Here is a 24,213-nt window from a genome sequence, read left to right on the forward strand (position 1 = left end):
TTTATTGCGTAAATTAGCAGCTATAAACGGTGAGTACGGTTGTCAAAATAAGGCTATTGTTACTGGTGTTGACGTTGTGCTTCATAGGCACCGCCGTCACCATAAACCTTACATTTAATCAAGAGGAAATCTTACTCCTCGATGGTCGACGTATCCAAAACAACCTCCATAAGAAGGAACACGTTGTATTCGACTTCCTGAACGACAACAACCGATTTAACGCCCTTAAAACGATAGAAACCGATGTAAACCAAGCCGAGGAAATAATCGACTACTTCGTGGATCAGCATGATATCTACCCGTTCGTCTATATCAATAGCGAGCTGGTCATCTGGGGTACCGACAAATTTGTCCCAAAAACGGATGCAGGTATTACCGACGGCGTGGATATCATCAAAACCGGCAACGGATGGTATGAGTCCATCAAAAGAAGTACGGGTAATTTTTCGGTGCTATTCCTAATCCCGATCAAGTCTGACTTCCAGAAGAACAATGAGTACCTGCAGGACAGATTCTCTAAAAACCTCATCGAAACCAATAATCTGGAGATTGCGAATTATGATGACCACCTGATTTATAACATCAGGAGTACGACCGGCGAGTATCTTTTTTCCGTAAAGCTCAGTGAAGGTCGCCACGATACCTTTTTTTCCAAGCTGGAACTGACCATGTGGATGCTCGCGGGGCTTTCCGTGGTACTTCTGCTCAATATCATGTGCAGCTGGTTAGCCCGGCGGGGTTGGGTATGGTCTTCGGTAGTATTATTTGCGTGCTGTTTGGCGGGAATCCGTTATTTGGACCTCCACTATGGCTGGTTGTCTTCCCATTTCTACACAGGACTGTTCGACTCGCGCAATTTCGCATCCAGCTTCCTCTTTCCGCATTTAGGCGGATTTCTCCTCAACATCATCGCATTCACTTGGTTCATTGGCTACCTATACACCTTCAGAAAACAGCTTGACCTACCCGCAATAGCACGTACCAAGGTAGGGAGCATCCTGATGATCTTTATTCTAGGTGCTGTGATTTATGGCGTTAGCTATGCAATGACCAATGTGTTTTCAGGGTTGGTAACAAATTCCGACATCAATTTTGATGTTACCAATATAATGGACCTTAGCTTTTACAGCTGGATCGGCATATTCGCGTTATGCTTGAGCATGATGTCGCTCCTACTGCTCGTCGACTTACTGGTTGGAGCCGCGCATGCACTCATTCCCAACCAAAAGCGATTACTCCTCATCGGGATAACCGTAGTGATTATCGTCGGAATACTCATATACATCGATGGTTTTTCATTCCATAATCCACCGCTCACTTTCCTGCTGCTAAGCGCGTTGATTGGATTGCGGGCATGGTATACCCGGCGCGAACGCCGATTCGACTTGGCCGTATTCATTGCTACCTTATTGTTGCTGGCCTCCATCACGGCAATAAAACATGGTCAGTTTCAACGCTACAAAAAAGAGGAAAAACAAAAAATCGCCATATCCCGGCTGGAGTCCGTTGATGATGCTAACGCGATTGCACTTTTCCATGATTTGGAGAAAGAGATCGTGAAGGATACCACCCTCATCGACTATTTCAAGAGACCGCGAAGTGAAAACCGCGAGTTGCTCAACGAGCATCTAAAAAGGACCTACTTGAGCGGGTATCTCTCGCGCTACGAATTCGTGGCCAACGAATATGACACCGATTGGGTACCCATCGGCAACAGTTCGGCCAGCAAGCGGCAGGCCTATCGCGAAAAGGTCATTTCGGGTGCGATTAAAGTATCTGAAAACTTCTACCGTGGAAACAGCAGGTTCGGCAATTTTGAATACTTTGCTCAATTACCTGTGCAGGAAGGAGGTGAACTATTGGGTATTCTGCTCATCGAACTTCAAAATCGGTCGTTCAGTCAGCTATCTTCCTATCCGGATATCCTTGCCGATAGTAGAATCGACCAACAGCAAACCGAATTAATAGCTGGATATGCCTATGCATTTTACCGGCATGGTAATCTTGTAAGCCAATACGGAGACTACGTATACCCGTTGTCTGCGGATGCTTATCCTAATGAACTGCGAAAGTTTATCTCGCTTGGCACCGATGATAGCTATGAGCACATGATGCGCAGACCCAATAGCCATACCTTGATTGTGGTGAGCTGGCCGCAGCGCAGCAGTTGGATGCAACTGGCCGCACTATCGTTTATTTTCCTAGTGTTTCTATTGTTTGCCATACTAGCATTCATCTCCCGCTGGCTCGTTTTGACGCTGAATAGTAATGACTTCAGTTTGCGAAACCTCCGATGGAGTTTCCTGATTCTCTCCAATAAAATATTATATAGTACCCGTATCCAAACATTTATGGTTGTAGCGGTAGTGACCACACTGATCGTAGCCGGCATCATCACGTTCTTCAGTATCAGTAGCCAGTTTAAAAAACAACAGGAAAGTGGAGTATTGCAATATGTAGTGGATATTGCATCTAGGCTGGAATCCCGTTGGCTTAAGGAACTGGACTTGAATCGAGGGTTGTCGGCAGATGAGCAATTCAATACCATTGCCGAGGCTGTTGCTGCCGACCTCAATCTTTACGATACGGATGGGCAGCTGATTTATTCGACGCAGCCGCGCATCTATGACCTCCGTCTTCTGTCGCGTTACATGCAACCGCACGCCTGGTTGCATATGGCAAAGTACCAGCGGTCTGAAGTTTTACAGCACGAGCAGATCGGTGGATTGAACTTTATTGCCGCTTATGCCCCCATCAGAAACGACGAGTATGAAGCGGTGGCTTTCCTCAGTTTGCCCCATTATAGCTATCGGAAAGAATTCGACCAGAACGTGGGTCTCTTACTCAACACACTCATCAATATCTATGCATTGGTCATTTTGGTCCTCGGACTGTTCGCGGTATTTGTGGCCAATAAAATTACCGCACCGCTTGCGCTTGTACAACGCAGCCTCGCCAAGACCAGCATCGGCAAGCCGAACGAACCTATTTTCTGGAAACGGCACGATGAAATCGGTAGTCTAATCAAGGAATACAACCTGATGATCGTTGCGCTCGAACAGAGCGCAAACACTATTATGCGCTCCGAACGTGAATCGGCTTGGCGTGAAATGGCCAAGCAGGTAGCCCATGAAATCAAGAATCCGCTTACGCCTTTAAAACTCGGCATCCAGCAATTGGAGCGTTCTTGGAAAGAAAAAGACCCTCGGTTTGAAGAACGGTTTGAAAAGTTCAGTGAATCATTTATCGAACAGATAGACAGCCTCTCGCACATCGCATCCGAGTTTTCGGAATTTGCCAAAATGCCCGATACGCAGCTCAAGGAGGTCGATGTACTGGACATTCTGGCGAAGGCTGTCGAAGTATTCCGTAATAACGTGGGCGTGCGGATAACGATCACAAATACCTGTGGTGAAAATACCATTACCATACAGGGCGACCGCGACCAATTGCTACGATCTTTCAATAATTTGATCAAGAACTCGATTGAGGCGGCAATTACGAAACGGCGATGTCAAATCAATATTGCCATTAACTATGACACAGACCATTTTGTGGCGATAGCCATTCAGGATAATGGTGAAGGTATCAATCCCGAAGCCAGGGGAAAGCTGTTCCAGCCCAATTTCACCACAAAGAGTTCGGGCACGGGACTGGGATTGGCATTTGTAAAACAAGCGGTAGAGGGAATGGGCGGTAGCATTTGGTACGAAACTTTCGTCGGTAAGGGGACTACGTTTTTCATACGCATTCCATCGGTGAAAGTCCAACAAGCGGTGGACTGATGCTGCAAGACCTATTTCAATACAACACTGCTTTGCCCCATTACCGCATTATCGGCATAGAGTAGAATGGTATAGGTTCCTTTCTGAAAGCCCCTTACATCGGCCCATTCGATGGTGTATGCAGCACCATCGTTCTCAAAACCTATCGTGGTTTTGTAGGTGTATTGCATTTGCCTGCCATCTGCTTCGAAAAGCCCGTAGTCATCCGTGGTCCGCAGGTTGCCATTGGGATCGATAACACGCATGTAGACATCGTGCTCTCCGATTTCAGCCAGTGGGTTGTCTGCCAGTGAAAAATCAATCCGCAATTTGTCAACCCTGCGTGCTCGGGTCTCCATATTCTCCCGGTCGTTACTTCGTTGTCTAACCCCGTTGATGGAAATGCTCGATATCTTAATGGCCGATGCCAACTTCACGATATCGACCAAATCGGTATGCTGCGCCTCGAGCTCGGCAAGGCGATCGGAAGAAGTTGAGACTTCCTCCTTCAATTCATCCCGCTCGGTAATTAATTGGGCGTTCCGCTTACGAAGCACTTCCACTTCCTGTAAATAACTCGATACTTGCTGCTTCAATTGGTTGATTTCCTGTTGGGCTTTACCCAACTCTTCCCGGGTAAGATTGCTTTTAGCCAGCTCTGCGCGCAACATCGCTATTGTAGTGCGTGCACTGTCTTGCGCACTCATCAACGTGGCGTTGAGTTCAATATTATTATCCGTTAACCGATCTAGCTCCGCTTCGATACGGTCTATTTCGGCTTCCATACTTACTTTCTCCTCGGTGAGCTCATACACCTTATCGTCTGTACTTTTGTATTTAACATAAAAATACACGTTGGTTGCGAGCAACGCTGCAATGGCCACCACAAAGAAGTAAATCTTGGTGGAATCCTTTCTCGACTCTTCCGGAACGGACTCGATACCTTTTTCTTGCATCGTACGTATTTCTTGCATGGTTTATAGACAACAAGCCTTCGCTAACACAGCAGCTCAACACAATGCAAAAATTGTTCCAACATACACCGTCTACCCAAACTCGTTGTTGACGGCAGGTTCTTATTGCGTTTCCCAGAAAGGTTCAATGATTAAAAACCACCGCCACGAAGGTATTCCTCTTTGCGCATCAGTTGAAGATCGGCTTGTACCATGTCTTTTATCAACGCATCAAGGTCGTATTTCGGTTGCCAGCCAAGTTGGCGTTGCGCCTTGGTCGCGTCGCCGATCAGCATATCCACTTCGGTGGGCCTAAAATAGGTAGGGTCTATCTTAACAACGGTTTGACCGAACTTGATACGTGTTGTATCAATGCCCAATGCGGCCAACCTTGTCTCATCAACATCAATGATAACACCCTTTTCACGATCACCCTTTCCGCTGAATTCAACATCGATCCCCAGCTCGGCGAAGCTCAGCTTCACGAAATCGCGTACCGTAGTGGTAATGCCGGTAGCCACTACGTAGTCTTCAGGCATTTCTTGTTGCAGCATGAGCCACATTGCCTCGACATAATCCTTCGCATGACCCCAGTCGCGTTGTGCCGATAGATTACCAAGGAATAGCTTATCCTGCAATCCCAATGCAATGCGGGCGACCGCGCGCGTGATTTTCCGCGTCACAAATGTTTCGCCCCGAATTGGGCTCTCGTGGTTGAAGAGTATACCATTGCAGGCATAAAGCTGATACGCTTCCCGGTAATTGACGGTGATCCAATAGGCATACAACTTGGCAACTGCATACGGGCTCCGCGGATAGAAAGGCGTCCGCTCGTTCTGTGGCACTTCCTGCACCAAACCATATAATTCTGACGTTGCCGCTTGGTAAAAACGGCATTTGTTGCCCAGCCCTAACAACCGGATAGCTTCCAGCAGCCGTAAGGTACCCAGCCCGTCGGCATTTGCGGTATATTCGGGGGTATCAAAACTCACTTTTACATGGCTTTGCGCTGCTAGGTTATAAATCTCGTCAGGCTGCGTTTCCTGGACAATACGGATAAGATTCGTGGCGTCGGTAAGGTCACCATAGTGCAATGTGAAATGCCGATTGGTCTCGTGCGGATCCTGGTACAAATGATCTATACGATCCGTATTGAATAATGAGCTTCGACGCTTTACGCCATGCACAATATATCCTTTTCCGAGAAGGAGTTCAGCCAAATAAGCACCGTCTTGCCCGGTTATACCCGTGATTAATGCAGTCTTAGCCATGTAATCAACGATGTTGTTTTAATACCGATTTCAATAGATACTGCCCATAACCGCTTTTTAACAACGGACGAGCAACGGCATCGAGCTGCGCCGCATCGATATAGCCCATACGGTAGGCGACTTCCTCGATGCAACCGATTTTTAGACCCTGCCGCTCTTCAATAACCTGCACAAATTGCCCGGCCTGCATAAGGGACGTAAAAGTGCCGGTATCTAACCATGCGGTTCCGCGACTGAACACTCCTACTTTTAATCGACCCTGCTGAAGGTAGACTTTATTCACATCCGTTATCTCATATTCACCACGTGCTGATGGCTGAATATTTTTAGCAATGTCGATGACAGAATTATCATAAAAGTATAACCCCGGCACGGCATAATTTGATTTGGGCTGAATTGGCTTCTCTTCGATGGATACGACCCGCTGGTCGCTGTCAAACTCAACCACACCATATCGCTCCGGGTCGGAAACCGGATAGGCAAAGACCACCCCTCCCTCAGGGTCGGCACTTTGCTGCAGCAAGCGCGACAAGCCCTCACCGTGGAATATGTTGTCGCCTAATATCAGCGCCACTTTATCATTCCCCACAAAATCCTCACCGATTACAAACGCCTTAGCTAACCCATTAGGCTCCTCTTGTACTTTATAGGAAAACGAACAACCGATTTGCGACCCATCGCCCAATAACTTACGGAAAGCGGGTAGGTCATGTGGCGTCGAAATAATCAACACTTCCCGGATCCCGGCCAACATAAGTGTAGAGAGGGGGTAATAAATCATCGGCTTATCGTAAACCGGCATCAACTGCTTGCTTACAGCCAGTGTTAACGGATGCAACCTGGTGCCGGACCCCCCAGCCAAAATAATACCTTTCACTTTTTGTGCTTCTAATGAACAGAAAGGCAAAGCTATTAATTTTTAAGCGAACTGCCCGAAAAAGGTGAAAGATCGCCGCTATTGTACAGAGACCGAGAACGGAACAGCATAAGCGCCCCATAGCAGGGTTACCGTTCCATCTTTATCGCCGGTGATGGTGAATTGCTCCACGGCATCATCGGTCTCTGAAGGGGTGGCGTCTGCGCGCAATGCATCCTGTGCTTCGTCATAACGTGTACCCCATTGGTCCCAGACCTTATTGAAAATTAGCGTGACGTTCTTTTCGCCAGGAATGGAATACAGGCTATACTTTCCAGCAGCAAGGGGCTGCCCCTGCACCAATACGTCTTTGTTTATTTCAAATGTTGTCGCTTCATTAGCACCGGTACGCCAAACCTTACCGAAAGGAGCAATATCGACACCGATTTCACGGCCTTTCAATGAGGGTTTGCTGTAATGGATGGCTATCGTTACGCCGTCATCGGTCGTCACGGTAATGCTGTCTGGCGGACTGGCCCGCTTGCTTTTATCTTGCTGCGCAAAAGCGACGGTAGACATAACCACTACCGCCAACAAGGATAACAGGGTTGCTTTCATAACGTTTCTATTTTACGTGTTCATCAATTATTTTACTGGAGACGTTCGAAATTGAATACCAGATAACCGGTTTGGCCATCCAAATCAAGCGGCATCCGCATCGTCAACTGATCCGCATCAGCATATGACAAATCCAACCGGTATCCAGCTGTCACATTACTCGGCTTATCGCCCGGATAGATTTTCTTGAACTGAAATTTTGGCTCCCCATTGCCTTTACCAGGATTATAAACGGACCATACGATATTTCGCACCGCACCGGGAGCACAAAGCGTTCCTTCCGCGTCGAAGGTAATGCTACCCTTGCCATTGTTGGGCAAATTCCACACGCTACCTATAAAACACTCGGCAGGCGCTTCTTCAAAAATCGTTTTCACACTGTATGCCGTGGGAACATTCTCCTTATCTACCGAGTATAGTACCCATTGACCTTTTACCCCTTTACGCCATGAAGCTGCGGAAGGTGCGCCGTCTACCGCACCTTGCTGGGCTGTACAGGAAGTTAATAAAAAAGATGCCGATAGCAGGGCTACAAAGAAAAATAACGTTTTATTCATGTTTTTAAACTTACTAAATGGATTACATAACCAAGCTTTACCTAAGCTTTTTCATGACGTAAAGATACGGATTCAGCTACGAAATGAATTATTTTTATGCGCCATAGGGATATTCATGTATGTTTGTTGTAAGAAAGACACATTATCCACTTTGCATGGCAATTCAGTCCAAAAACCATACCATCAGTCAATTTGCGGCAAAATTATTGGTACGCCTTTTCATTTTACTTCTACTGTTCGCTTTCGCACCCATTGTTCTTGAACAAGAGACTACACGGTCATACGGCGAAACGTTTGTATATATCGAAAACAAATGGGCACTAATATTTCCCGGCTTACTCTTTGCAAGTTTCCTTGTGCTGCTTTTTCTGACCCTCCGTTATAAGTACCAGAAAACTGACCTCAACTGGATGCTGTCGTTAAACACCGCGCTCCTCATCAGCTATGTAGCCATGGTATACGTACGGCTTTACCCCATCATCTTCGGCTGATGCTTGGCGCGATAGTCATCGTCTTTTGCTACCTTTGGGGCTTCATGCATCATTTTCTTTCGGGCATTTGTCCAAACAACGTGCGATAACATCCATGACAAAGAAGCAGATATGGCGAATCTCGAAGACCATTTTAAAGGTTTGCATTACCGCTATTGCGTTATATTGGGTATTCAGTAAAGTGGAGGCCGACTACCACGAACAGGCGATGGAAAACATCGAAGCTGGTTCGGATGAATACCCCCCCAGTTTCTGGCAATTTATCGGGCAGACCATTGCTGACTCCAACCCGCTTTTTTTAGGCCTAGCCTTCGTCGCCTATGGATGTTCGATCGTGATTGCCGCCTCACGCCTCAACGGCTTTTTCAAGGGTGTGGGACTGGTACTTTCCGAGCGGTATAATTTCCGACTGTATCTCTTGGGGTTGTTCTACAACCTTTTCCTTCCCGGTGGTGTGGGCGGCGACGGTTACAAAATTTACTTCTTACGGCGTAAATTCAGTATAAAGGGCCGCAAACTCTTATCTGCGGTCTTCTTCGACCGGTTGAGTGGGTTATGGGCATTATGTTTGATTACCTCCGCTTTGGTGATTTTCATTCCGCGCCTACAAATCCCAAACCAAGTGCCCATCATCGTTGTTGTCATCGGATCGGTGGTGTATTATACCATTGTACGAAGGTACTTTTCCGACTACAGCAAACGTTTCTTCCGCACACACCTCAAAGCATTAGGCACGCAATCGATGCAGGTAATCTGTGCTATTTTTTTACTTTATGCATTGGGTTTCGACGGTAAATTCGCTCCTTACTTATTGATGTTCCTCGTCTCTTCGTTGGTAGCGGTTGTACCATTCACTGTTGGTGGGCTTGGCGCACGTGAAATGGTGTTCGTTTTTGGTGCAAAGTATTTCCAGCTCGACGCCCATCTCGCCATACTCATCAGCCTCTTATTCTACCTCACTTCGGCGTTGTTGGCCGCAATTGGCTCGTATTTTATCTTCCGCCCACAGGGATTGGGCGAAGATAAGCTACCTACTGCCACCGAGGCCGACTTGGACCGCTTGGACGATGATGCAATGACTGAATCAATATAAAAACCATGGCTACTATTGTAATTACCGGAGCAAGCAAGGGAATCGGGTTTGAGACAGCGCTGGCACTAACCCATGCGGGGCACCCTGTGGTTGCCGTTGCCCGTTCACGGGACGGATTGGAAAAGCTGCGGGAAACGGCGCTTAAGCGCGCACCCGATGCGGTCATCCACCCTTTCGTTTTTGACATCGTACATGGCGATTACGCGAAGGAGTTTCTTCCATTTGTGGTGGAGAAACTAGGACGGGTAGACACGCTGGTCAACAATGCCGGTGTGCTTATCAACAGGTCTTTCGAAAAAACATCCATCAACGACTTTTCCGCGATGTTCGAAGGCAATTTACTAGGCCATGTGCGGATGATACAGCACCTTCTCCCGCTGATGCCACCCGATAGCCATATCGTCAATATCGGCAGCATGGGTGGATTTCAGGGCAGCGTGAAGTTTCCAGGGTTAGCTGCTTATTCAGCCAGTAAGGCTGCCCTGCATGCGCTTACAGAATGCTTGGCTATGGAGCTTGAAGCTAAGGCGATTAAAATAAATTGTTTAGCTTTGGGTTCGGCGCAAACAGAAATGCTGGCAAATGCGTTTCCACAGTATGAGTCGCCGGTTACCGCGCACGAAATGGGAGCCTATATCGCCCAGTTCGCGCTCAAGGGCCATCGCCTTTTCAATGGAAAGGTCTTACCAGTAGCGGTAACGACTCCGTGAAATAAATAGGCTAACGTTATGATACAGATTAAAAATATTCATTTCATCAAGGCATTGCGATTATGGCCAGCCGTATTCGTGCTTATTGTCCTTTCCTGCCAAAATGAATCGCGGAACAATGCTTCGGAGGCGATACAGGAGGACCCGGCATCGGAGATTGCTGCAGATATAGGGGCGCCATTGCCCGCGTTGCCCTACATTGCCGTTTTTGATGACGAATCGGAACAGTTAGAGGCAGAAAAAAACACCGATTTCGACCGAACGTCGCTGACTGTAGACGCATTGACACTGGCGTTGCGCACCAATTATCCTGAAATTGAGCTTGAAGTAGACCGCATCTCCAATGACACGCTTTTTGTGCGAATTGCCGATGCCAGCTACCTCACCCAGCAAATGGGGTCGTCTGGGGCACGGGTGTATATCATGGAAGCCACCTACGCATATACCGAACTGCCGGATATCGAGGTTGTTCATTTCGATTTCGCGGAGGGCGACCATGCCATACCGGGCAATTATACCCGTCGCAGTTTCAATAACCGGCCCGTTGTCCGGTAGGAAAGGCCAAAAACGACGGCCCATTTCGGAAAAATCAATAACTAGCGTAGCGATTTCATTGATGCCAAAAAAACGAACAAGATATCAATAACTAGCAAAGCGATTTCATTGATACCGAAGAAAGACAATTGAAAAAATCAATAACTAGCAAAGCGATTTCATTGATGCCAAAAAAACGAACAAGATATCAATAATTTATCTAAGTTTGCGACTTTCAACATATATACCAGGGTATTACCACACATGAGAAAATTTGCCGGGTACGTCCTCTCTCCTATTTTTTACCTGCTTTTTGGTATTATTATTACCGTGTTCCATCCTATCCAATGGTTATGCCTGAAATTGGGCGGATACCCTGCGCACATGCGGTGCGTAGAGGCCCTTAATCTGTGTCTGCTTTGCACCTATTACGTATTGGGCAATACAGTAACGTTTACCAACCGGCAAAAACTACCGGTGGGCCGGCCTTTACTTTTCGTAGTCAACCACCAAAGCATGTATGACATCCCGCCGCTGATTTTCTTTCTGCGTAAACACCAAGGTAAATTCATTTCTAAAATCGAACTAGCAAAGGGCATACCCAGCATATCATTCAACCTGCGCCATGGTGGCGCGGCCAATATTGACCGCAAGGACCCTAAACAATCCATCGCAGAAATACTGAAGCTGGCCAACAACATGAAAACCAAGAGTTGGTCGGCCTTCATCTTCCCTGAAGGGACCCGTGCCAAAACAGGCGTCATTAAGCCATTCAACGTTGGGGGTATCGCCACGATATTGAAAAAAGTGCCGCAGGTACTTGTGGTGCCTATAGCAATCAACAATTCGTGGCAAATGGTACGTTACGGTTTTTTCCCACTCAACACCTTCACACGGATGTCGTGGGAAGTACTCGAACCCATCAATCCACAGGGCCGGAATCCGGAAGAGGTAGTGGCAACCGCGGAAGCGAAAATCAGGGAAAAAATAAAAACGAGTTAATTGACCCGTCGTCCTTTCCATTGATATTTACCTAGGTTCCCGGCTATGCCGATATAGACCATGTAAACGATATGCAGGACGGTCAGTATGGGTAAGTATGCCAGCAAATCCATCCGGTTGGCAAACCGGCATAACGGGTAAAGAAAGAAAGCCTCCACAGCTAATTTCAACATTATCGCCACAAGCAAACCGCCGACCAAGTAACTGCTTACTTCGAAAAAAAAGGAGGCTAGCCCTGTGAGCAACAGCAATAGGTTAAACATCCATATCGCCAAACCCAGCGCCACAATCCCCTTATTTTTATAGTGCGTGCTTTTGGAGGCCCAACGCCGGCGCTGGTTGATGAAACCGCGCAGCGTCCTTTTGGCATCGGTATATACAATCGCACTCCTCGATTTGCAGAAGCCTATCCTATTTGGGTATTTTCCGGCAACCTTGTGCAAAAACAGCTCATCATCGCCCGAGGCGAGGTGGTCAATCCCATTAAAGCCACCCAATTCGTAAAACACATTACGCCGATAGGCCAGGTTAGCTCCGTTGCAGGTGGATGCGTGCTTTTTACCGATACCCGCCGCGCCGAGGCCAATCAAGTAGAGAAATTCCAGCGTTTGCAGCTCCTCAAAGAAACTCTTCTGCTCGGAGTATACCACCGGCGATGAAACCAGCACATGTCCCTTTTCTTCGGCAAAAGTGATAACCGTAGCCAGCCAATCCTTCTCCATCCGGCAGTCGGCATCGGTAGTTACGATAAAATCGCCCGTTGCCATCTCGATAGCTGAAGATATCGCCTTCTTTTTATAGGAGTTTAGGGGTTCTGATTCGTTCAGTTTCAAAAGTTTTACGCCTCGTTCGGCAAACGAACGCACCACTGCTGCCGTATCGTCTGTGGAGTGGTCATCCACCACAATGATCTCCAGCAACTCCATCGGAAAATCCTGGGCCAATATATCCGAAAGCGTACGGCCGATGTTCGCCGCTTCATTGCGGGCTGCGATGAGTATACTCACCCTTGTTTTAGGGATACTTTTTTTGGAGAAGGATGGTAACGACGACCATCCTGCCCGCATGTAACATACCAGCACCGCATATATTCCGGTAAATACAGCTAACGCGATACTAATTAGTTGTGTCGCCAAAGAAGTTTATTTTTAAGACAAACACTGATCCCAAAATGGCGGGCAATATAAGGTTTATAAACCAAACGCACGAAGCGATTGCCATCACGGCGATGTCCTGGTCGGTAATATGTGCATACAAATAACTCGCCGTAACACTGCGCACACCGAAATCAAACAGATCGAGTGTAGGCAACGCCGCCTGTACAAAAAAGAGGATGAAGATAAGCAGCAACATGGGCAGGAATTCAATATCGGGGATAATGACCAGCATCAGTATACAATATTGCGATGTGAAGATGATAAATCTAGCCAGCGAGTTAAGAAAGACAGTGGCTAGCTCCCGGCGGCTATAGCGGGTCAGGATTTCGAAAAAACGATGGAATTTGCGGAGAAACCCTATGCGCTGCATCCAGCTATTGATCCACCGTACGTTGAAATACAGCACCAAAAAAAAGCTGGCGTAAAGGATAGCCAGCACCCAAATGGCAGCACCGCCAACAGTGGTTACTTCAAAAAACCGATTGACGAACCACGCGATGCTCAGTGAGCCCGCGACACTCGTGAGGACCAACTGGGCCAGTGCCCCCACCCCCATGGCTACCACGCCAAAGATGCGCTTGCGAGGCTGGAGAAACATCACGCGTCCACCGTACTCGCCAATACGGTTCGGTGTGAAAACAGCCCATGTTAATCCGCAGAATACGGATTGCGTAGCCCGCCATAAACCTATACGTTCGATAGGGCGGCACAGGTATTGCCACTTCACCACTTCCAAAAACCAATTCGCAAACATCAGCACCACCACCACTGATAAGGTAATGACCACCGTGTCGGTGCCCAGGTTATGCATTAGCCGTTCAAATTCCTTCAGGTTCTGGTGGTTGTTGAGCTTTTGGTAGAGCACCCAAGCTACCAAAACCAAAATGGCAACCTTCAGTGCAATGCCCAGCTTCTTCTTTGTCTTATTAGTCAAACCCGAATGATTCTAGCGTGCAATGTTACTAATTTATCTGCTCCATTCCCAATGGAATGATTTATGGAATTGACCGGCGACGCGCATCCATAAGGAAATGGAGACCAATCTTAATCGTTATGGATTATCCAAAGCAGGATATCTTCGGCCAGATTTGGCTGGATATCGTTTTCGAAGGGCGCAACAAGCAATACGGTGCATACGTGTTGCGACGTGATGCGTCAAAAACTGAAACACTCGCACTACTTATCGCTTCCTCCGTGTTCGTGATCCTTTTATTAACACCACTTATCCAACAGCACCTCTTCCCCAGCACGTCGGAGCATCTAAATCCACTTGAAAAAAGCACCGTCATCGAACTGGTGTCGCCACCACCGGTTGACCAACCGCTTCCACAACCACCGGCCGCAGAACGGCCTTTACCCCGCACGAGTCAAGTGCGCATGCCTCCTCCGGTGGTGGTCAGGGCCGATATGGCAACGGAAGATCCGCCGTCGGCCGAAACACTCAAACTCGCCAACCCCGGTTCGGAGACCATCGAGGGCGATCCGAGTGCCGAAATCTATATCGACATACCGGCGGGGCATGCCGAAGGCGACGCCATGATAACTGAAACTGCAGGCAGGGGTGATACGCCATTTATCACCGTGGAAATCGAGCCGACTTTCCCCGGCGGGATGGAAGCATTTCTTAAATACGTGCAAAAAAACTATCGCTACCCTACACAGGCGGTGGCATCGGGGATTAAAGGTCAAATCATCCTGACATTTATTGTGGAGCGCGATGGCTCACTGACGGATATCCGAATTGTGCGCGACCTCAAATTCGGCACAGGCGAAGAGGCGGTGAGGTTACTGAAGACGTCGCCAAGGTGGACGCCCGGCGTGCAGAACGGTCGGGAGGTACGCGTGGCCTACACGTTGCCCATTGCCCTCGATCTCAGTCAATAACATCAGTATTGAAGCAAATCAATCACTGACCCACTAATTGGCGGGTCAGTGATTTACAAAGGTATGCTAGCCGCCTGCGAGGATGTAATAATCGCAAACATCCACAAGTTGCGCAGAAAAGTCCTAATATTGCATCATGCAAAATACGGCAAGGGCGGAACGGATTATATTGGGAATCGACCCAGGCACGGCCATTCTAGGGTATGGCATTGTCAAGGAGGTTGGCAAGCAGCTAACGTTGGTCAATCTTGGTGTTATCAAATTGGACCACCTGGACAACCACGCGCTTAAATTGCAACGTATTTTTGAGAAAATCAGCGTGTTGATCGAACAATACCGACCTGACTGCATGGCACTGGAAGCCCCCTTTTATGGTAAAAACATCCAGGTAATGCTGAAGCTCGGTCGCGCACAGGGCGTCGCCATGGCGGCTGCATTGAATAAAAACATCCCCATCTTCGAATATGCACCGCGTAAAATCAAGCAATCGGTCACCGGGAACGGGAACGCCGCCAAAGAACAAGTGGCAGCCATGCTGAAGACCCTGCTTAAATTTGACGAAACACCGCAGTTTTTAGACGCTACCGACGGACTTGCGGCTGCCGTATGCCACGCCTTCCAAAACCAACGGGCAGCCGGTTCGAAAGGCAACTATTCCGGATGGGCAGCATTTGTAAAGGATAATGCCGACCGACTGAAGTAACGCATCAAAGCTTCACCTGCCTAATTACATTCTTTATATTAAGTTCGATGATATCAGTCATCGTGCGGCATTTCAAATATTGGTTATTCTCATAGTATGCTGCATACCCCGCTCTGAGTTGCTTTACATTCTCAGGCGTGGACAATTCTTCCGTATTGGATACATCTCGTAACGCTGCGATGCGATGCCGCTCACTACGCACCCGGTGCACGATAGACGACCGCTCTTCCTGTTGGTATTGCAGCGCCGTACGGTCAGTCAAGTGCTCCATACACAGCTGCACATAAGCCAGGTTATCTTTGAAATATTGGGGCCTATATATCTTGGGGTTGCCCTCATAAAATTGCTGGTCAAAATCGATCGCCCGGATACGGAATTGGAAATCATCAAAATCGGGTGTAATCTGAACAACGAAATTGTAGGATCGCATATCACCCAACAGGGTAATGATACATCGTTCATTGAACTTCACAAATTCCTTTGCGATCCGCTTGGGGTTGTAATCCGGATTGTACATCAACGACTTCGTAAACACATCGCCAGGTATCCCCACGATATGTTCTTCCACAAGGGTCTGCCCGCCGACCAAATAATTTACGGGGTTGGGCGATATGATTTGTTCCAACTCCAAACCGTATATCCGCGATGCATCGGCCTGCTTTATATAAAAATAATCGTAGACATCGTTCAGCCGGTTTACAATTCGTATCCGGAATGGATGTGTATTGCCAAAAGCACAGTATTCGACGCGGTCGATGTATTTGTGCTCCACAATACGTGTATTACCCGATGCCTTCAATTCCGCATAAATGATTTTAAGTCCGTTGTATAGGCTTTCCTGCACGTGTGGCGGATAAATGGGCGTCTCCCATAAGGTATCGCGGCCGTGCTTATCCATTACCGGCAAAGTCTCATAAAAATCGAGCAGGTGCTCATAACTAATCGGCATACGTGCCTCACGCTCGTAATGGCGTAAGTATTTACGCAATGCCGGACTCACGGCATATACTGGTTTTTTGCGGGAAATCTTGACCTCTTCCATACTTGTTAATGGGCACGTTGTGCTAGGTAAAGATACGGTTTTGATACTGCGCAATAAAAAATTGAAATATTTTCATAAATAATCGGAATTTAGTGGCTATTTTTGAAGAATTGGCAACGAATACCTATTATAACATTAAATTGAGCAAATATTCTCATTTGTACAGAAAATTAAAAGGAATGGATGCATTATCGCGCAGCATTGGTCTGCATCGATATGTGACGGTAAACGCTCCAAACAGTGAATTAATAACGATTTGAGCTAACCACAACAAGTCATGGAAAAACGAAACGACAATTATGAATTAGACAACTTAGACACCCAAATTTTATCAATCTTGATGAATAACGCGTCTATACCGTACACCGAAATTGCAAAAAAATTGATCGTCTCCGGCGGCACCATCCATGTGCGGATGAAAAAAATGGAAGAACTCGGCATCATACGGGGATCGAACCTCATCATAAACCCCCAAAAAATCGGTTTTGACATCACCGCATTCCTTGGGATTTACCTGGAGAAGGGCTCTCAATACAATCACGCAGTAGCACAATTGAAACAGGTGAAAGAGGTAGTCGAACTGCATTACTGTACCGGTACATACAGCATGTTTGCCAAAATCGTATGCCGTGATACAACCCACTTAAGGAAAGTACTCAACGAAGACATCCAAGCTGTGAAGGGCATACAGCGGACCGAAACCATCATTTCACTGGAGGAGAGCATAAAACGTCAAATCAGCCTAACATAGGTTGTCCGTTCGCAGCCTGTTGGGGATTTACCGCTGGATGGTACCGTCTAGCCCTACCTTCACATCAAACGGACTGCAATAGGCATCGATCAGTACCGCAAAGTGCGTTCGCGTTACCTGTTGCTGTTTGTCATATTCGCCTTCGAAGTGATACCGCCGCTTCCAGTATTTTTCAACGTGCTGTTCCAGCTCGTTTCCGCGCTGGCCTACAAACCTGATGTAGCTGAATAAATCAGCGAAAGTGAAAGTATCGACATCAGCATGGTCAATAAACCAGATTTGGCTTCTCGAAAAAAGTGTATTGAGTACCGGTCGGACCTCATCGGCGGTGATGGGCTTATCGGCATCAAAATAGAGTTGACCATCCTCTCCGTCTCTACCCAACAACATGCCGGTAGCGCCAACCCGTTGGATAGCACCGAAATGCGGACTCCCCAATGGCACATCCACAAAAGGAATCAGTCGCGCCCCATATTGCAATAGCTCGCCCTGCACACTCCGCACATCCAGTTTATCGGGCGTCGTTTTAAAAAATGCCGTATATGCAGCTGCCGCGCCGACTGCTTGCCCCACATGCATCCACAAAGGAACATCAGCTTGGGTATCGGTAGATAGTTGTTGTACCACAGGTATAAACCGGGTTAAAAACAGGTTATTTTCGCCCATCGGTATAAGTGCACCCAACGGCAACGTATAACCGCGGCCTCCACGCTCACCGACAGACACCCCCGTACGCGCAAGCCCTTCATAGGGTACCGACTGGAAATAATCGGCCTGGATATCCGATCGGACTCGGAAACTATCCAATGTGCCCTGAGCCATCCGATACAACTGTGCATCTATGGATGCGTCTACCACCGCACGGACGTTGAAACGGCGTCGGTCGTTTAACTCGACCCGCCAGTTCTTACCCGATTGTTTGACCGATCGGAGCGCTCCGCCTTTGATCACAGTCAGGTTATTGAATGTTTTGAGCACACTGTCAATTGTATTTTGAATCAATTGCGGGTTTATTCGCCGTTTCACTGCCGCCGACAGTGAGTCGCTCGCTTTTTCCTTTTTGGTTCCCGCCAAGAGGTTAGCCCAAATACCTGCATCTAAATGAGCATTGTTCGTTAGGGAAACAAACTCCGAAGTCAACTCCGGCATCAACCGATCGCCGTTGACTACCCATACGGTATTTAAATTCGACATCGCCGATTGTAGCGCCGCAGCATACGCATCTGGGCCATAGCCATACACCAATACCTCCGGCCTCTTACGCTGTGCGCTCCCCAAGAATGGGATTATCAAAAACAAAAAAAAGAATACGTACCGTTTATCCATACTAACCGATTTCGAAGAAAGACGTAAAATTAGACATAATTGCTTCAGTAAGGTTTATTTTTTCTCCTTTTATCACCTTCGAGCTCTAGCTTTGCGATTTGGACCGGCCCTATCCATCATTTCCCCCTTCAGACTTCAACCGAAAACAGCTACCTTTGCGCTATGGAAAATGAAGAAAAATCCCTCAATTTCATAGAAGAAATCATCGAGAAAGATATCCAAAGTAGCAAACACGGTGGCCGGGTACTGACCCGATTCCCACCCGAGCCGAATGGCTATCTGCATATTGGCCATGCAAAATCCATCGTGCTCAATTTCGGATTGGCTAAAAAATACGGAGGCGAGACAAACCTCCGATTTGACGACACGAATCCGGTAACCGAAGAAACGGAATACGTGGAGAGCATCAAAAACGACATCAAATGGCTCGGCCTTGAATGGGCAGAAGAATTATATACGTCGGATTACTTCGACACACTATACGATTTTGCCGTTAAACTTATAAAAAAGGGGCTGGCCTATGTGGACGATAGTTCGCCAGAAGCCATTGCGGCCTCTAAGGGCACGCCCACCGAGCCAGGGGAACCCACACCCTACCGCGACCGGAGTGTGGACGAGAACCTTCGCTTGTTTGAAGAAATGCGCGACGGGAAATACAGCGATGGAGCAAAGGTGCTGCGTGCCAAGATTGACCTGGCCAACCCCAACATGCACCTGCGTGACCCCCTGTTGTACCGCATCAAACACGCTCCCCACCACCGCACGGGAAACAAGTGGTGTATATATCCCATGTACGATTTCGCTCATGGACAAAGCGATTCGATTGAACAAATCACCCACTCGATCTGTACTTTGGAATTCGTACCCCACCGGCCGCTATACGACTGGCTGATTGAAAAACTGGAAATCTTCCCGTCCAAGCAGTACGAATTTGCACGGCTTAATCTAAATTATACGGTGATGAGCAAACGGAAGTTGCTCCAACTGGTCAACGAGAAATACGTGGAAAGTTGGGACGATCCCCGTATGCCAACTATCAGTGGATTACGCCGGCGGGGATATACCCCTGCCAGTATCCGTAATTTCTGTGAGCGTATCGGAGTGGCCAAGCGAGAAAACATCATTGATGTAGGACTGCTGGAATTCTGTATCCGTGAAGATCTCAATAAAACCGCCTGGCGTCGGATGGCCGTGCTTGATCCCATCAAGCTCGTCATTACCAATTATCCCGAAGGGGAGACGGAGCTGTTGAGCGGTGAAAACAACCCCGAGGCGGCCGACGGCGAGGGCAACCGGAGCATACCGTTCAGCAACACACTGTGGATTGAGCGGGAAGATTTTATGGAAAACGCACCCAAGAAATTCTTCCGGCTCGGCCCCGGACTGATGGTGAGGCTCAAGCATGCCTACATCATCAAGTGCAACGACTTCGTGAAGGATGCGCATGGCCATGTGACCGAAGTTCACTGCACCTATATCCCCGAATCCAAGAGCGGCGAAGACACCAGCGGCATCAAGGTAAAGGGAACCATCCATTGGGTGAGCGTGCCCCACGCCAAGACCGTGGAGGTGCGGTTATACGATCGCTTATTTAACGTAGAAAATCCAGCAGCGGAAGAAGACTTCCGCGCGACTGTCAACCCCGACAGCTTGCATGTTATCGAAAAGGCATATGTAGAACCTGATTTATTGAATGCAATACCAGGCAAAGGCTATCAATTCATCCGCAAAGGCTATTTCACGCTTGACAGCAAGTCGACACCCGATAGGCCGGTATTTAACCGAACGGTAACCTTGCGGGACACATGGGCGAAGGAAGCTAATAAGAGCTAAGGAACGGCGGCCTAAAAAACCGCTTCGATAATTCGTTTGGTTGGCCCGGGATTGCCCATGGTATAAAAGTGCAGCACAGGTGCGTCCATCGCCTTGAGTTCCTTACATTGGTGGATCATCCACTCAACCCCGACATCGCGAACCTCCTGTTCTGACTTACACGAGTGCACGGCCTCACTCAGTTCCAACGGAATATCCAGATGGAAGATTTTGGGCAGACTGACCAGCTGTTTGCTATTCGTGAGTGGTTTCAGCCCAGGGATTATTGGCACGTTGATACCATTTGCACGACACCTGTCAACGAATGCTTTATATTTGCTGTTGTCGAAAAACATTTGGGTCACGATAAAATCGGCTCCCAATTCCACTTTCTTCTTCAGGTATTTGAAGTCGGTGTCCAAATTCGGCGACTCAAAATGCTTTTCGGGATACCCCGCTACCCCGATGCAGAAATCCGTCTTTTCCGAATTCTCCATGTCTTCATGGAGGTATCGGCCGTTATTCATGTTGACCACGTGCTGCAGCAGATCAGAGGCATATGCATGGCCACCAGGGGTTGGGATAAATGAGCTATCGCTCTTGCGTGCATCCCCTCTCAGTGCCAGCACGTTGTCTATCCCTAGAAACTGCAAGTCGATAAGTGCATTCTCCGTTTCCTCTTTGGTAAAACCACCGCATATCAGGTGAGGCACGGCATCAACCTTATATTTATTCATGATGGCGGCACAGGTAGCTACGGTGCTCGGCCGCTTACGGTAGGCCACCTTTTCAAGTAACCCGTTTGGATGTTGCTTGTAAATGTAATCCTCACGCAGGTAGGTGACATCGATAAAAGGCGGGGCAAACTCCATCAATGGGTCGATGGCATTAAAAATAGACTGTATACTCTGACCTTTTATGGGCGGTAGTATCTCGAATGAGTAAAGGGTTTTGCCCTTGGCATTTTTAATGTGTTCGGTTATTTTCATCTTTTCACCAAAGCCTTATTAAGCAGCCGCCAAACTTAGCCAAATTCTTTTTTAATGCAAAGTGAATTTGTCAGGCGGCGCGCGCCGACGGAACTCAAGAATAGATATCGATCAGCCCTTCGGGTAAATCGACTTCGAGCGTGTTGGTTTCCCTATCGATGGACAACATCCATTCATCGGTTAACGGGAACAGCACCTCATTCTCCTTGTGGATCACCGCAGCCACAAATTGCTGCGGGTATTGGTGTACCTCAGTGATTTCGCCCAACGTACCGTATGTTTTATCCACTACCGTATACCCTTTCAAATCAGTCAGCCGAAAATCGTCGGGGTGGCGTTCAGGAAACTTATTGTTCGGCAGGTAAACGTGCTTTCTCACCAGCGACTTTGCGGCATCAATATGATCCACATCATCAAAGAACAAGTAGGCGGTACGGTTGGGCAATACATTGGCATTCGCCACGAAATAAGGCACCAACTTGCCGCCGACCTGCAGGAACAACACATCGAGCTCCAGACTTTTATAGTCCTCAAACTCGAAGAACAACTGTACCTCGCCTTTGAGCCCGCGTGTCTTACTGATATACCCAATATAAAAATGGTCTGCTATTTCCATTTCGAAATGCCGCTAATTTGTTATTGTTGACCAAAACAAAAAAGCCGCTCGGGATGGATTGGATCCCTCCTGAGCGGCTTTCTTCAATGCTGGATGAATAAGTTTTTATTCCTCAGCTTTCTTTTCTTCGTCTGCAGCTTCGGGTTCGGCAGCTGCTTCAGGAGCAGCCGTTTCTTCTGCTACCGCTGGTGCCTCTTCAGCTGTTGCTTCTTCGGCCGTTGCTTCTACTTCTTCCACTTCAGGCGTTTCTTCAGCCGGTGGTGTGTTCTTCGCAGCTACCGCGGCAGCTACCGCAGCTTTACGTTTCGCTTCAGCAGCCAAAGCCGCTTTCCTAGCTTCTTCTTTGGTTTGGGCTAGGTTCTCCTCTTTGCCTTGTATTTTTGCCTCTTTGCCTTTCAACCATTCTTCAAATTTGGCATCAGCAGTAGCTTCATCAAAAGCACCTTTCTTCACACCACCCAATAAATGCTTCTTGTAGAGCACCCCCTTGTACGATAGAATCGCACGGGTAGTATCCGTAGGTTGTGCACCTTTATCCAACCAATCAAGTGCTTTATCGAAATTCAAATCGATGGTAGCCGGATTTGTGTTGGGATTATAAGAGCCGATACGCTCAATAAATTTACCGTCACGCGGTGAACGTGAATCGGCTACTACTACGTGGTAGAAAGGTCTCCCCTTTTTACCGTGTCTTTGCAATCTAATTTTAACTGCCATTCTTTTTTTTAATATGTATCCAACATAATTCCCGGTAGCTTTATGCTGCGGGGCTGCAAAGATAATTAATTATTTGATAACTAAGCGTCAGGGGCATTTTATTTTTCGGATGGCCTACCGCTCATAGCCAAACCGTTTCAGGTAGTTGTCTTTTTTCCGCCAATCGGGAATCACCTTCACAAAAAGCTCCAAAAACACCTTTCTTTGCAGGAATTCCTCGATGTCTTGCCGCGCGTAAGTCCCCACTTTCTTGATCATGCTGCCACCCTTACCGATAATGATGTTCTTTTGCGACTCGCGCTCGACAATGATCTCCCCACTGATACGCGTGATGTATTGCTCCTCCTTAAATGCTGTGATGACGACCTCAGTACTGTATGGAATTTCCTTTTCATATAGTTTGAATACTTTCTCGCGGATGATTTCAGACACAAAGAAACGCTCATTTTTGTCGGTGAGCGCATCTTTCTCGTAATACGGCGGGTGCTCAGGCAGATGATCGAGGATAAATTCCATCACCGCTTGGATGTTGTGGCCATGCAGTGCGGATATGGCTAGGGTCACCTTTGGCGATACCGTTTCTTGCCAATAGGTTATCTTACTCTTCACTTCCTCCGCTGTGGACTTATCGATTTTATTAATCAGCACCGCTACTGGCGATTCGGTTTTCTTCAATTTCTCGATGATATCACTTTCATCATATCGCTCGTGTATATCGGTTACCAGCAGGATGATGTCAGCGTCTATTAAAGAGCCCTGTACCGCACTCATCATCGATGTTTGCAGGGTATAGGCCGGTTTTATTACGCCAGGTGTGTCTGAAAAAACAATTTGATACTCCGGTTCGTTGACAATGCCGATAATACGATGCCGGGTTGTTTGCGCTTTTGGGGTGATTATCGACATTTTTTCGCCCACCAACGCATTCATTAAGGTAGACTTACCTGCATTGGGCTTTCCAACGATACTAACGAAACCTGCTTTATACGGCATTTTTTTCAATCTTATTTGCTTTGCAAAGAAACAAATTATATCTTTGCAGTCCAATTCGGAAAAAGAATTGAAAAACACAGTGCGGGGTGGAGTCTCGCCTAAGGCGAGAGTAGCTCGTCGGGCTCATATCCGCCAGCTGGCGGACAATGGTTCGAGTACAGCGAAAATGAAATATTGAAAATATAGTGCGGGGTGGAGCAGTTGGTAGCTCGTCGGGCTCATAACCCGAAGGTCATTGGTTCGAGTCCAATCCCCGCTACCAATAGAAGCCGGTCAATTTTTTGACCGGCTTCACTTTTTTATACTAAACCATGTTTACCGTTTACGTACTCCATTCCGGAAAACACGACAAAATCTATATCGGATTTACTTCA

General features: G+C 47.6%; 23 protein-coding genes and 1 tRNA gene. 11 read left to right on the forward strand and 13 right to left on the reverse strand.

The genetic code is table 11. From position 1 onward, the window contains the following. Nucleotides 1–29 precede the first annotated feature (29 nt). Entirely contained in the window at nt 30–3,785 is a 3,756-nt protein-coding gene (locus VNQ80_RS05990; RefSeq protein ID WP_325636551.1) for an ATP-binding protein, read from the forward strand. 11 nt (nt 3,786–3,796) lie between these two features. On the opposite strand, the gene VNQ80_RS05995 is transcribed toward VNQ80_RS05990, so the two are convergent. The 5 genes from VNQ80_RS05995 to VNQ80_RS06015 all read right to left on the reverse strand — a co-directional run bounded on the left by VNQ80_RS05995 (nt 3,797) and on the right by VNQ80_RS06015 (nt 8,019). Then, nucleotides 3,797–4,738 carry a hypothetical protein gene (locus VNQ80_RS05995; RefSeq protein ID WP_325636552.1) on the reverse strand — a complete coding sequence of 314 codons (942 nt, stop codon included), beginning with the start codon at nt 4,736–4,738 and terminating at the stop codon, nt 3,797–3,799. 131 nt (nt 4,739–4,869) lie between these two features. Continuing rightward, nucleotides 4,870–5,988, reverse strand: a complete 1,119-nt coding sequence (gene gmd, locus VNQ80_RS06000; RefSeq protein WP_325636553.1) for a GDP-mannose 4,6-dehydratase — start codon at nt 5,986–5,988, stop codon at nt 4,870–4,872. 4 nt (nt 5,989–5,992) lie between these two features. After that, nucleotides 5,993–6,865: a glucose-1-phosphate thymidylyltransferase RfbA gene (gene rfbA / locus VNQ80_RS06005; RefSeq protein WP_325636554.1), complete on the reverse strand. Its 873-nt coding sequence runs from the start codon at nt 6,863–6,865 to the stop codon at nt 5,993–5,995. Nucleotides 6,866–6,943: 78 nt separating this feature from the next. Continuing rightward, nucleotides 6,944–7,462 (reverse strand): DUF2911 domain-containing protein, encoded by a 519-nt coding sequence (locus VNQ80_RS06010; protein ID WP_325636555.1) that lies wholly within the window; start codon nt 7,460–7,462, stop codon nt 6,944–6,946. A gap of 32 nt (nt 7,463–7,494) precedes the next feature. After that, a complete protein-coding gene (locus tag VNQ80_RS06015; protein WP_325636556.1) occupies nt 7,495–8,019 on the reverse strand; it encodes a hypothetical protein in 525 nt (174 codons plus the stop codon). A 155-nt stretch (nt 8,020–8,174) separates the two neighbouring features. Here VNQ80_RS06015 and VNQ80_RS06020 point away from each other — a divergent pair, with 155 nt between their 5' ends. The 5 genes from VNQ80_RS06020 (at nt 8,175) to VNQ80_RS06040 (ending at nt 11,849) form a co-directional block, all read left to right on the forward strand. Beyond that, on the forward strand, nt 8,175–8,510 hold the full coding sequence (locus VNQ80_RS06020) for a hypothetical protein (RefSeq protein ID WP_325636557.1): 336 nt from the start codon (nt 8,175–8,177) through the stop codon (nt 8,508–8,510). A 94-nt stretch (nt 8,511–8,604) separates the two neighbouring features. After that, nucleotides 8,605–9,603, forward strand: coding sequence for a lysylphosphatidylglycerol synthase transmembrane domain-containing protein (locus VNQ80_RS06025; protein ID WP_325636558.1), 999 nt, complete (start codon nt 8,605–8,607; stop codon nt 9,601–9,603). A gap of 5 nt (nt 9,604–9,608) precedes the next feature. Beyond that, complete coding sequence (locus tag VNQ80_RS06030) at nt 9,609–10,313, forward strand: SDR family oxidoreductase (RefSeq protein ID WP_325636559.1); 705 nt, start codon at nt 9,609–9,611, stop codon at nt 10,311–10,313. An 18-nt stretch (nt 10,314–10,331) separates the two neighbouring features. After that, the gene (locus tag VNQ80_RS06035) at nt 10,332–10,868 is read left to right on the forward strand and encodes a hypothetical protein (RefSeq protein WP_325636560.1); all 537 of its coding nucleotides are present in this window, start codon (nt 10,332–10,334) and stop codon (nt 10,866–10,868) included. A 243-nt stretch (nt 10,869–11,111) separates the two neighbouring features. Next, complete coding sequence (locus VNQ80_RS06040; RefSeq protein WP_325636561.1) at nt 11,112–11,849, forward strand: lysophospholipid acyltransferase family protein; 738 nt, start codon at nt 11,112–11,114, stop codon at nt 11,847–11,849. On the opposite strand, the gene VNQ80_RS06045 is transcribed toward VNQ80_RS06040, so the two are convergent. Both VNQ80_RS06045 and VNQ80_RS06050 read right to left on the reverse strand, forming a co-directional pair. Then, nucleotides 11,846–12,985 carry a glycosyltransferase family 2 protein gene (locus tag VNQ80_RS06045; RefSeq protein ID WP_325636562.1) on the reverse strand — a complete coding sequence of 380 codons (1,140 nt, stop codon included), beginning with the start codon at nt 12,983–12,985 and terminating at the stop codon, nt 11,846–11,848. The two genes, VNQ80_RS06040 and VNQ80_RS06045, sit on opposite strands and share 4 nt — an antisense overlap. After that, the gene (locus tag VNQ80_RS06050) at nt 12,966–13,940 is read right to left on the reverse strand and encodes a lysylphosphatidylglycerol synthase domain-containing protein (RefSeq protein WP_325636563.1); all 975 of its coding nucleotides are present in this window, start codon (nt 13,938–13,940) and stop codon (nt 12,966–12,968) included. The genes VNQ80_RS06045 and VNQ80_RS06050 overlap by 20 nt, the downstream gene beginning before the upstream one ends. 119 nt (nt 13,941–14,059) lie before the next feature. Here VNQ80_RS06050 and VNQ80_RS06055 point away from each other — a divergent pair, with 119 nt between their 5' ends. Continuing rightward, nucleotides 14,060–14,890: an energy transducer TonB gene (locus tag VNQ80_RS06055; protein ID WP_325636564.1), complete on the forward strand. Its 831-nt coding sequence runs from the start codon at nt 14,060–14,062 to the stop codon at nt 14,888–14,890. Between the two features lie 136 nt (nt 14,891–15,026). Further along, complete coding sequence (gene ruvC, locus VNQ80_RS06060) at nt 15,027–15,593, forward strand: crossover junction endodeoxyribonuclease RuvC (RefSeq protein WP_325636565.1); 567 nt, start codon at nt 15,027–15,029, stop codon at nt 15,591–15,593. A 4-nt stretch (nt 15,594–15,597) separates the two neighbouring features. Here ruvC and VNQ80_RS06065 read toward each other — a convergent pair whose 3' ends face one another. After that, nucleotides 15,598–16,635 carry a hypothetical protein gene (locus VNQ80_RS06065; protein WP_325636566.1) on the reverse strand — a complete coding sequence of 346 codons (1,038 nt, stop codon included), beginning with the start codon at nt 16,633–16,635 and terminating at the stop codon, nt 15,598–15,600. 277 nt (nt 16,636–16,912) lie between these two features. Between VNQ80_RS06065 and VNQ80_RS06070 the strand changes: the two genes are divergently transcribed. Beyond that, a complete protein-coding gene (locus tag VNQ80_RS06070) occupies nt 16,913–17,386 on the forward strand; it encodes an Lrp/AsnC ligand binding domain-containing protein (RefSeq protein WP_325636567.1) in 474 nt (157 codons plus the stop codon). Between the two features lie 27 nt (nt 17,387–17,413). Here VNQ80_RS06070 and VNQ80_RS06075 read toward each other — a convergent pair whose 3' ends face one another. Further along, nucleotides 17,414–18,712 carry an FAD-dependent oxidoreductase gene (locus VNQ80_RS06075; protein WP_325636568.1) on the reverse strand — a complete coding sequence of 433 codons (1,299 nt, stop codon included), beginning with the start codon at nt 18,710–18,712 and terminating at the stop codon, nt 17,414–17,416. A gap of 162 nt (nt 18,713–18,874) precedes the next feature. On the opposite strand from VNQ80_RS06075, the gene VNQ80_RS06080 reads away from it, so the two are divergent. After that, the gene (locus VNQ80_RS06080; RefSeq protein ID WP_325636569.1) at nt 18,875–20,545 is read left to right on the forward strand and encodes a glutamine--tRNA ligase/YqeY domain fusion protein; all 1,671 of its coding nucleotides are present in this window, start codon (nt 18,875–18,877) and stop codon (nt 20,543–20,545) included. An 11-nt stretch (nt 20,546–20,556) separates the two neighbouring features. Here VNQ80_RS06080 and metF read toward each other — a convergent pair whose 3' ends face one another. From metF to era, 4 genes are all read right to left on the reverse strand, one after another. After that, nucleotides 20,557–21,513: a methylenetetrahydrofolate reductase [NAD(P)H] gene (gene metF / locus VNQ80_RS06085; RefSeq protein ID WP_325636570.1), complete on the reverse strand. Its 957-nt coding sequence runs from the start codon at nt 21,511–21,513 to the stop codon at nt 20,557–20,559. A 94-nt stretch (nt 21,514–21,607) separates the two neighbouring features. Further along, the gene (gene rimM / locus VNQ80_RS06090) at nt 21,608–22,129 is read right to left on the reverse strand and encodes a ribosome maturation factor RimM (protein ID WP_325636571.1); all 522 of its coding nucleotides are present in this window, start codon (nt 22,127–22,129) and stop codon (nt 21,608–21,610) included. A 105-nt stretch (nt 22,130–22,234) separates the two neighbouring features. Then, nucleotides 22,235–22,846, reverse strand: a complete 612-nt coding sequence (locus VNQ80_RS06095) for a 30S ribosomal protein S16 (protein WP_325636572.1) — start codon at nt 22,844–22,846, stop codon at nt 22,235–22,237. A 114-nt stretch (nt 22,847–22,960) separates the two neighbouring features. Next, on the reverse strand, nt 22,961–23,839 hold the full coding sequence (era, locus tag VNQ80_RS06100; RefSeq protein WP_325636573.1) for a GTPase Era: 879 nt from the start codon (nt 23,837–23,839) through the stop codon (nt 22,961–22,963). 186 nt (nt 23,840–24,025) lie between these two features. On the opposite strand from era, the gene VNQ80_RS06105 reads away from it, so the two are divergent. Beyond that, a tRNA-Met gene (locus VNQ80_RS06105) sits at nt 24,026–24,101 on the forward strand. Nucleotides 24,102–24,213 lie beyond the last annotated feature (112 nt).

The sequence above is a fragment of the Parapedobacter sp. genome, assembly GCF_035556095.1.
Classification (GTDB): Bacteria; Bacteroidota; Bacteroidia; order Sphingobacteriales; family Sphingobacteriaceae; genus Parapedobacter.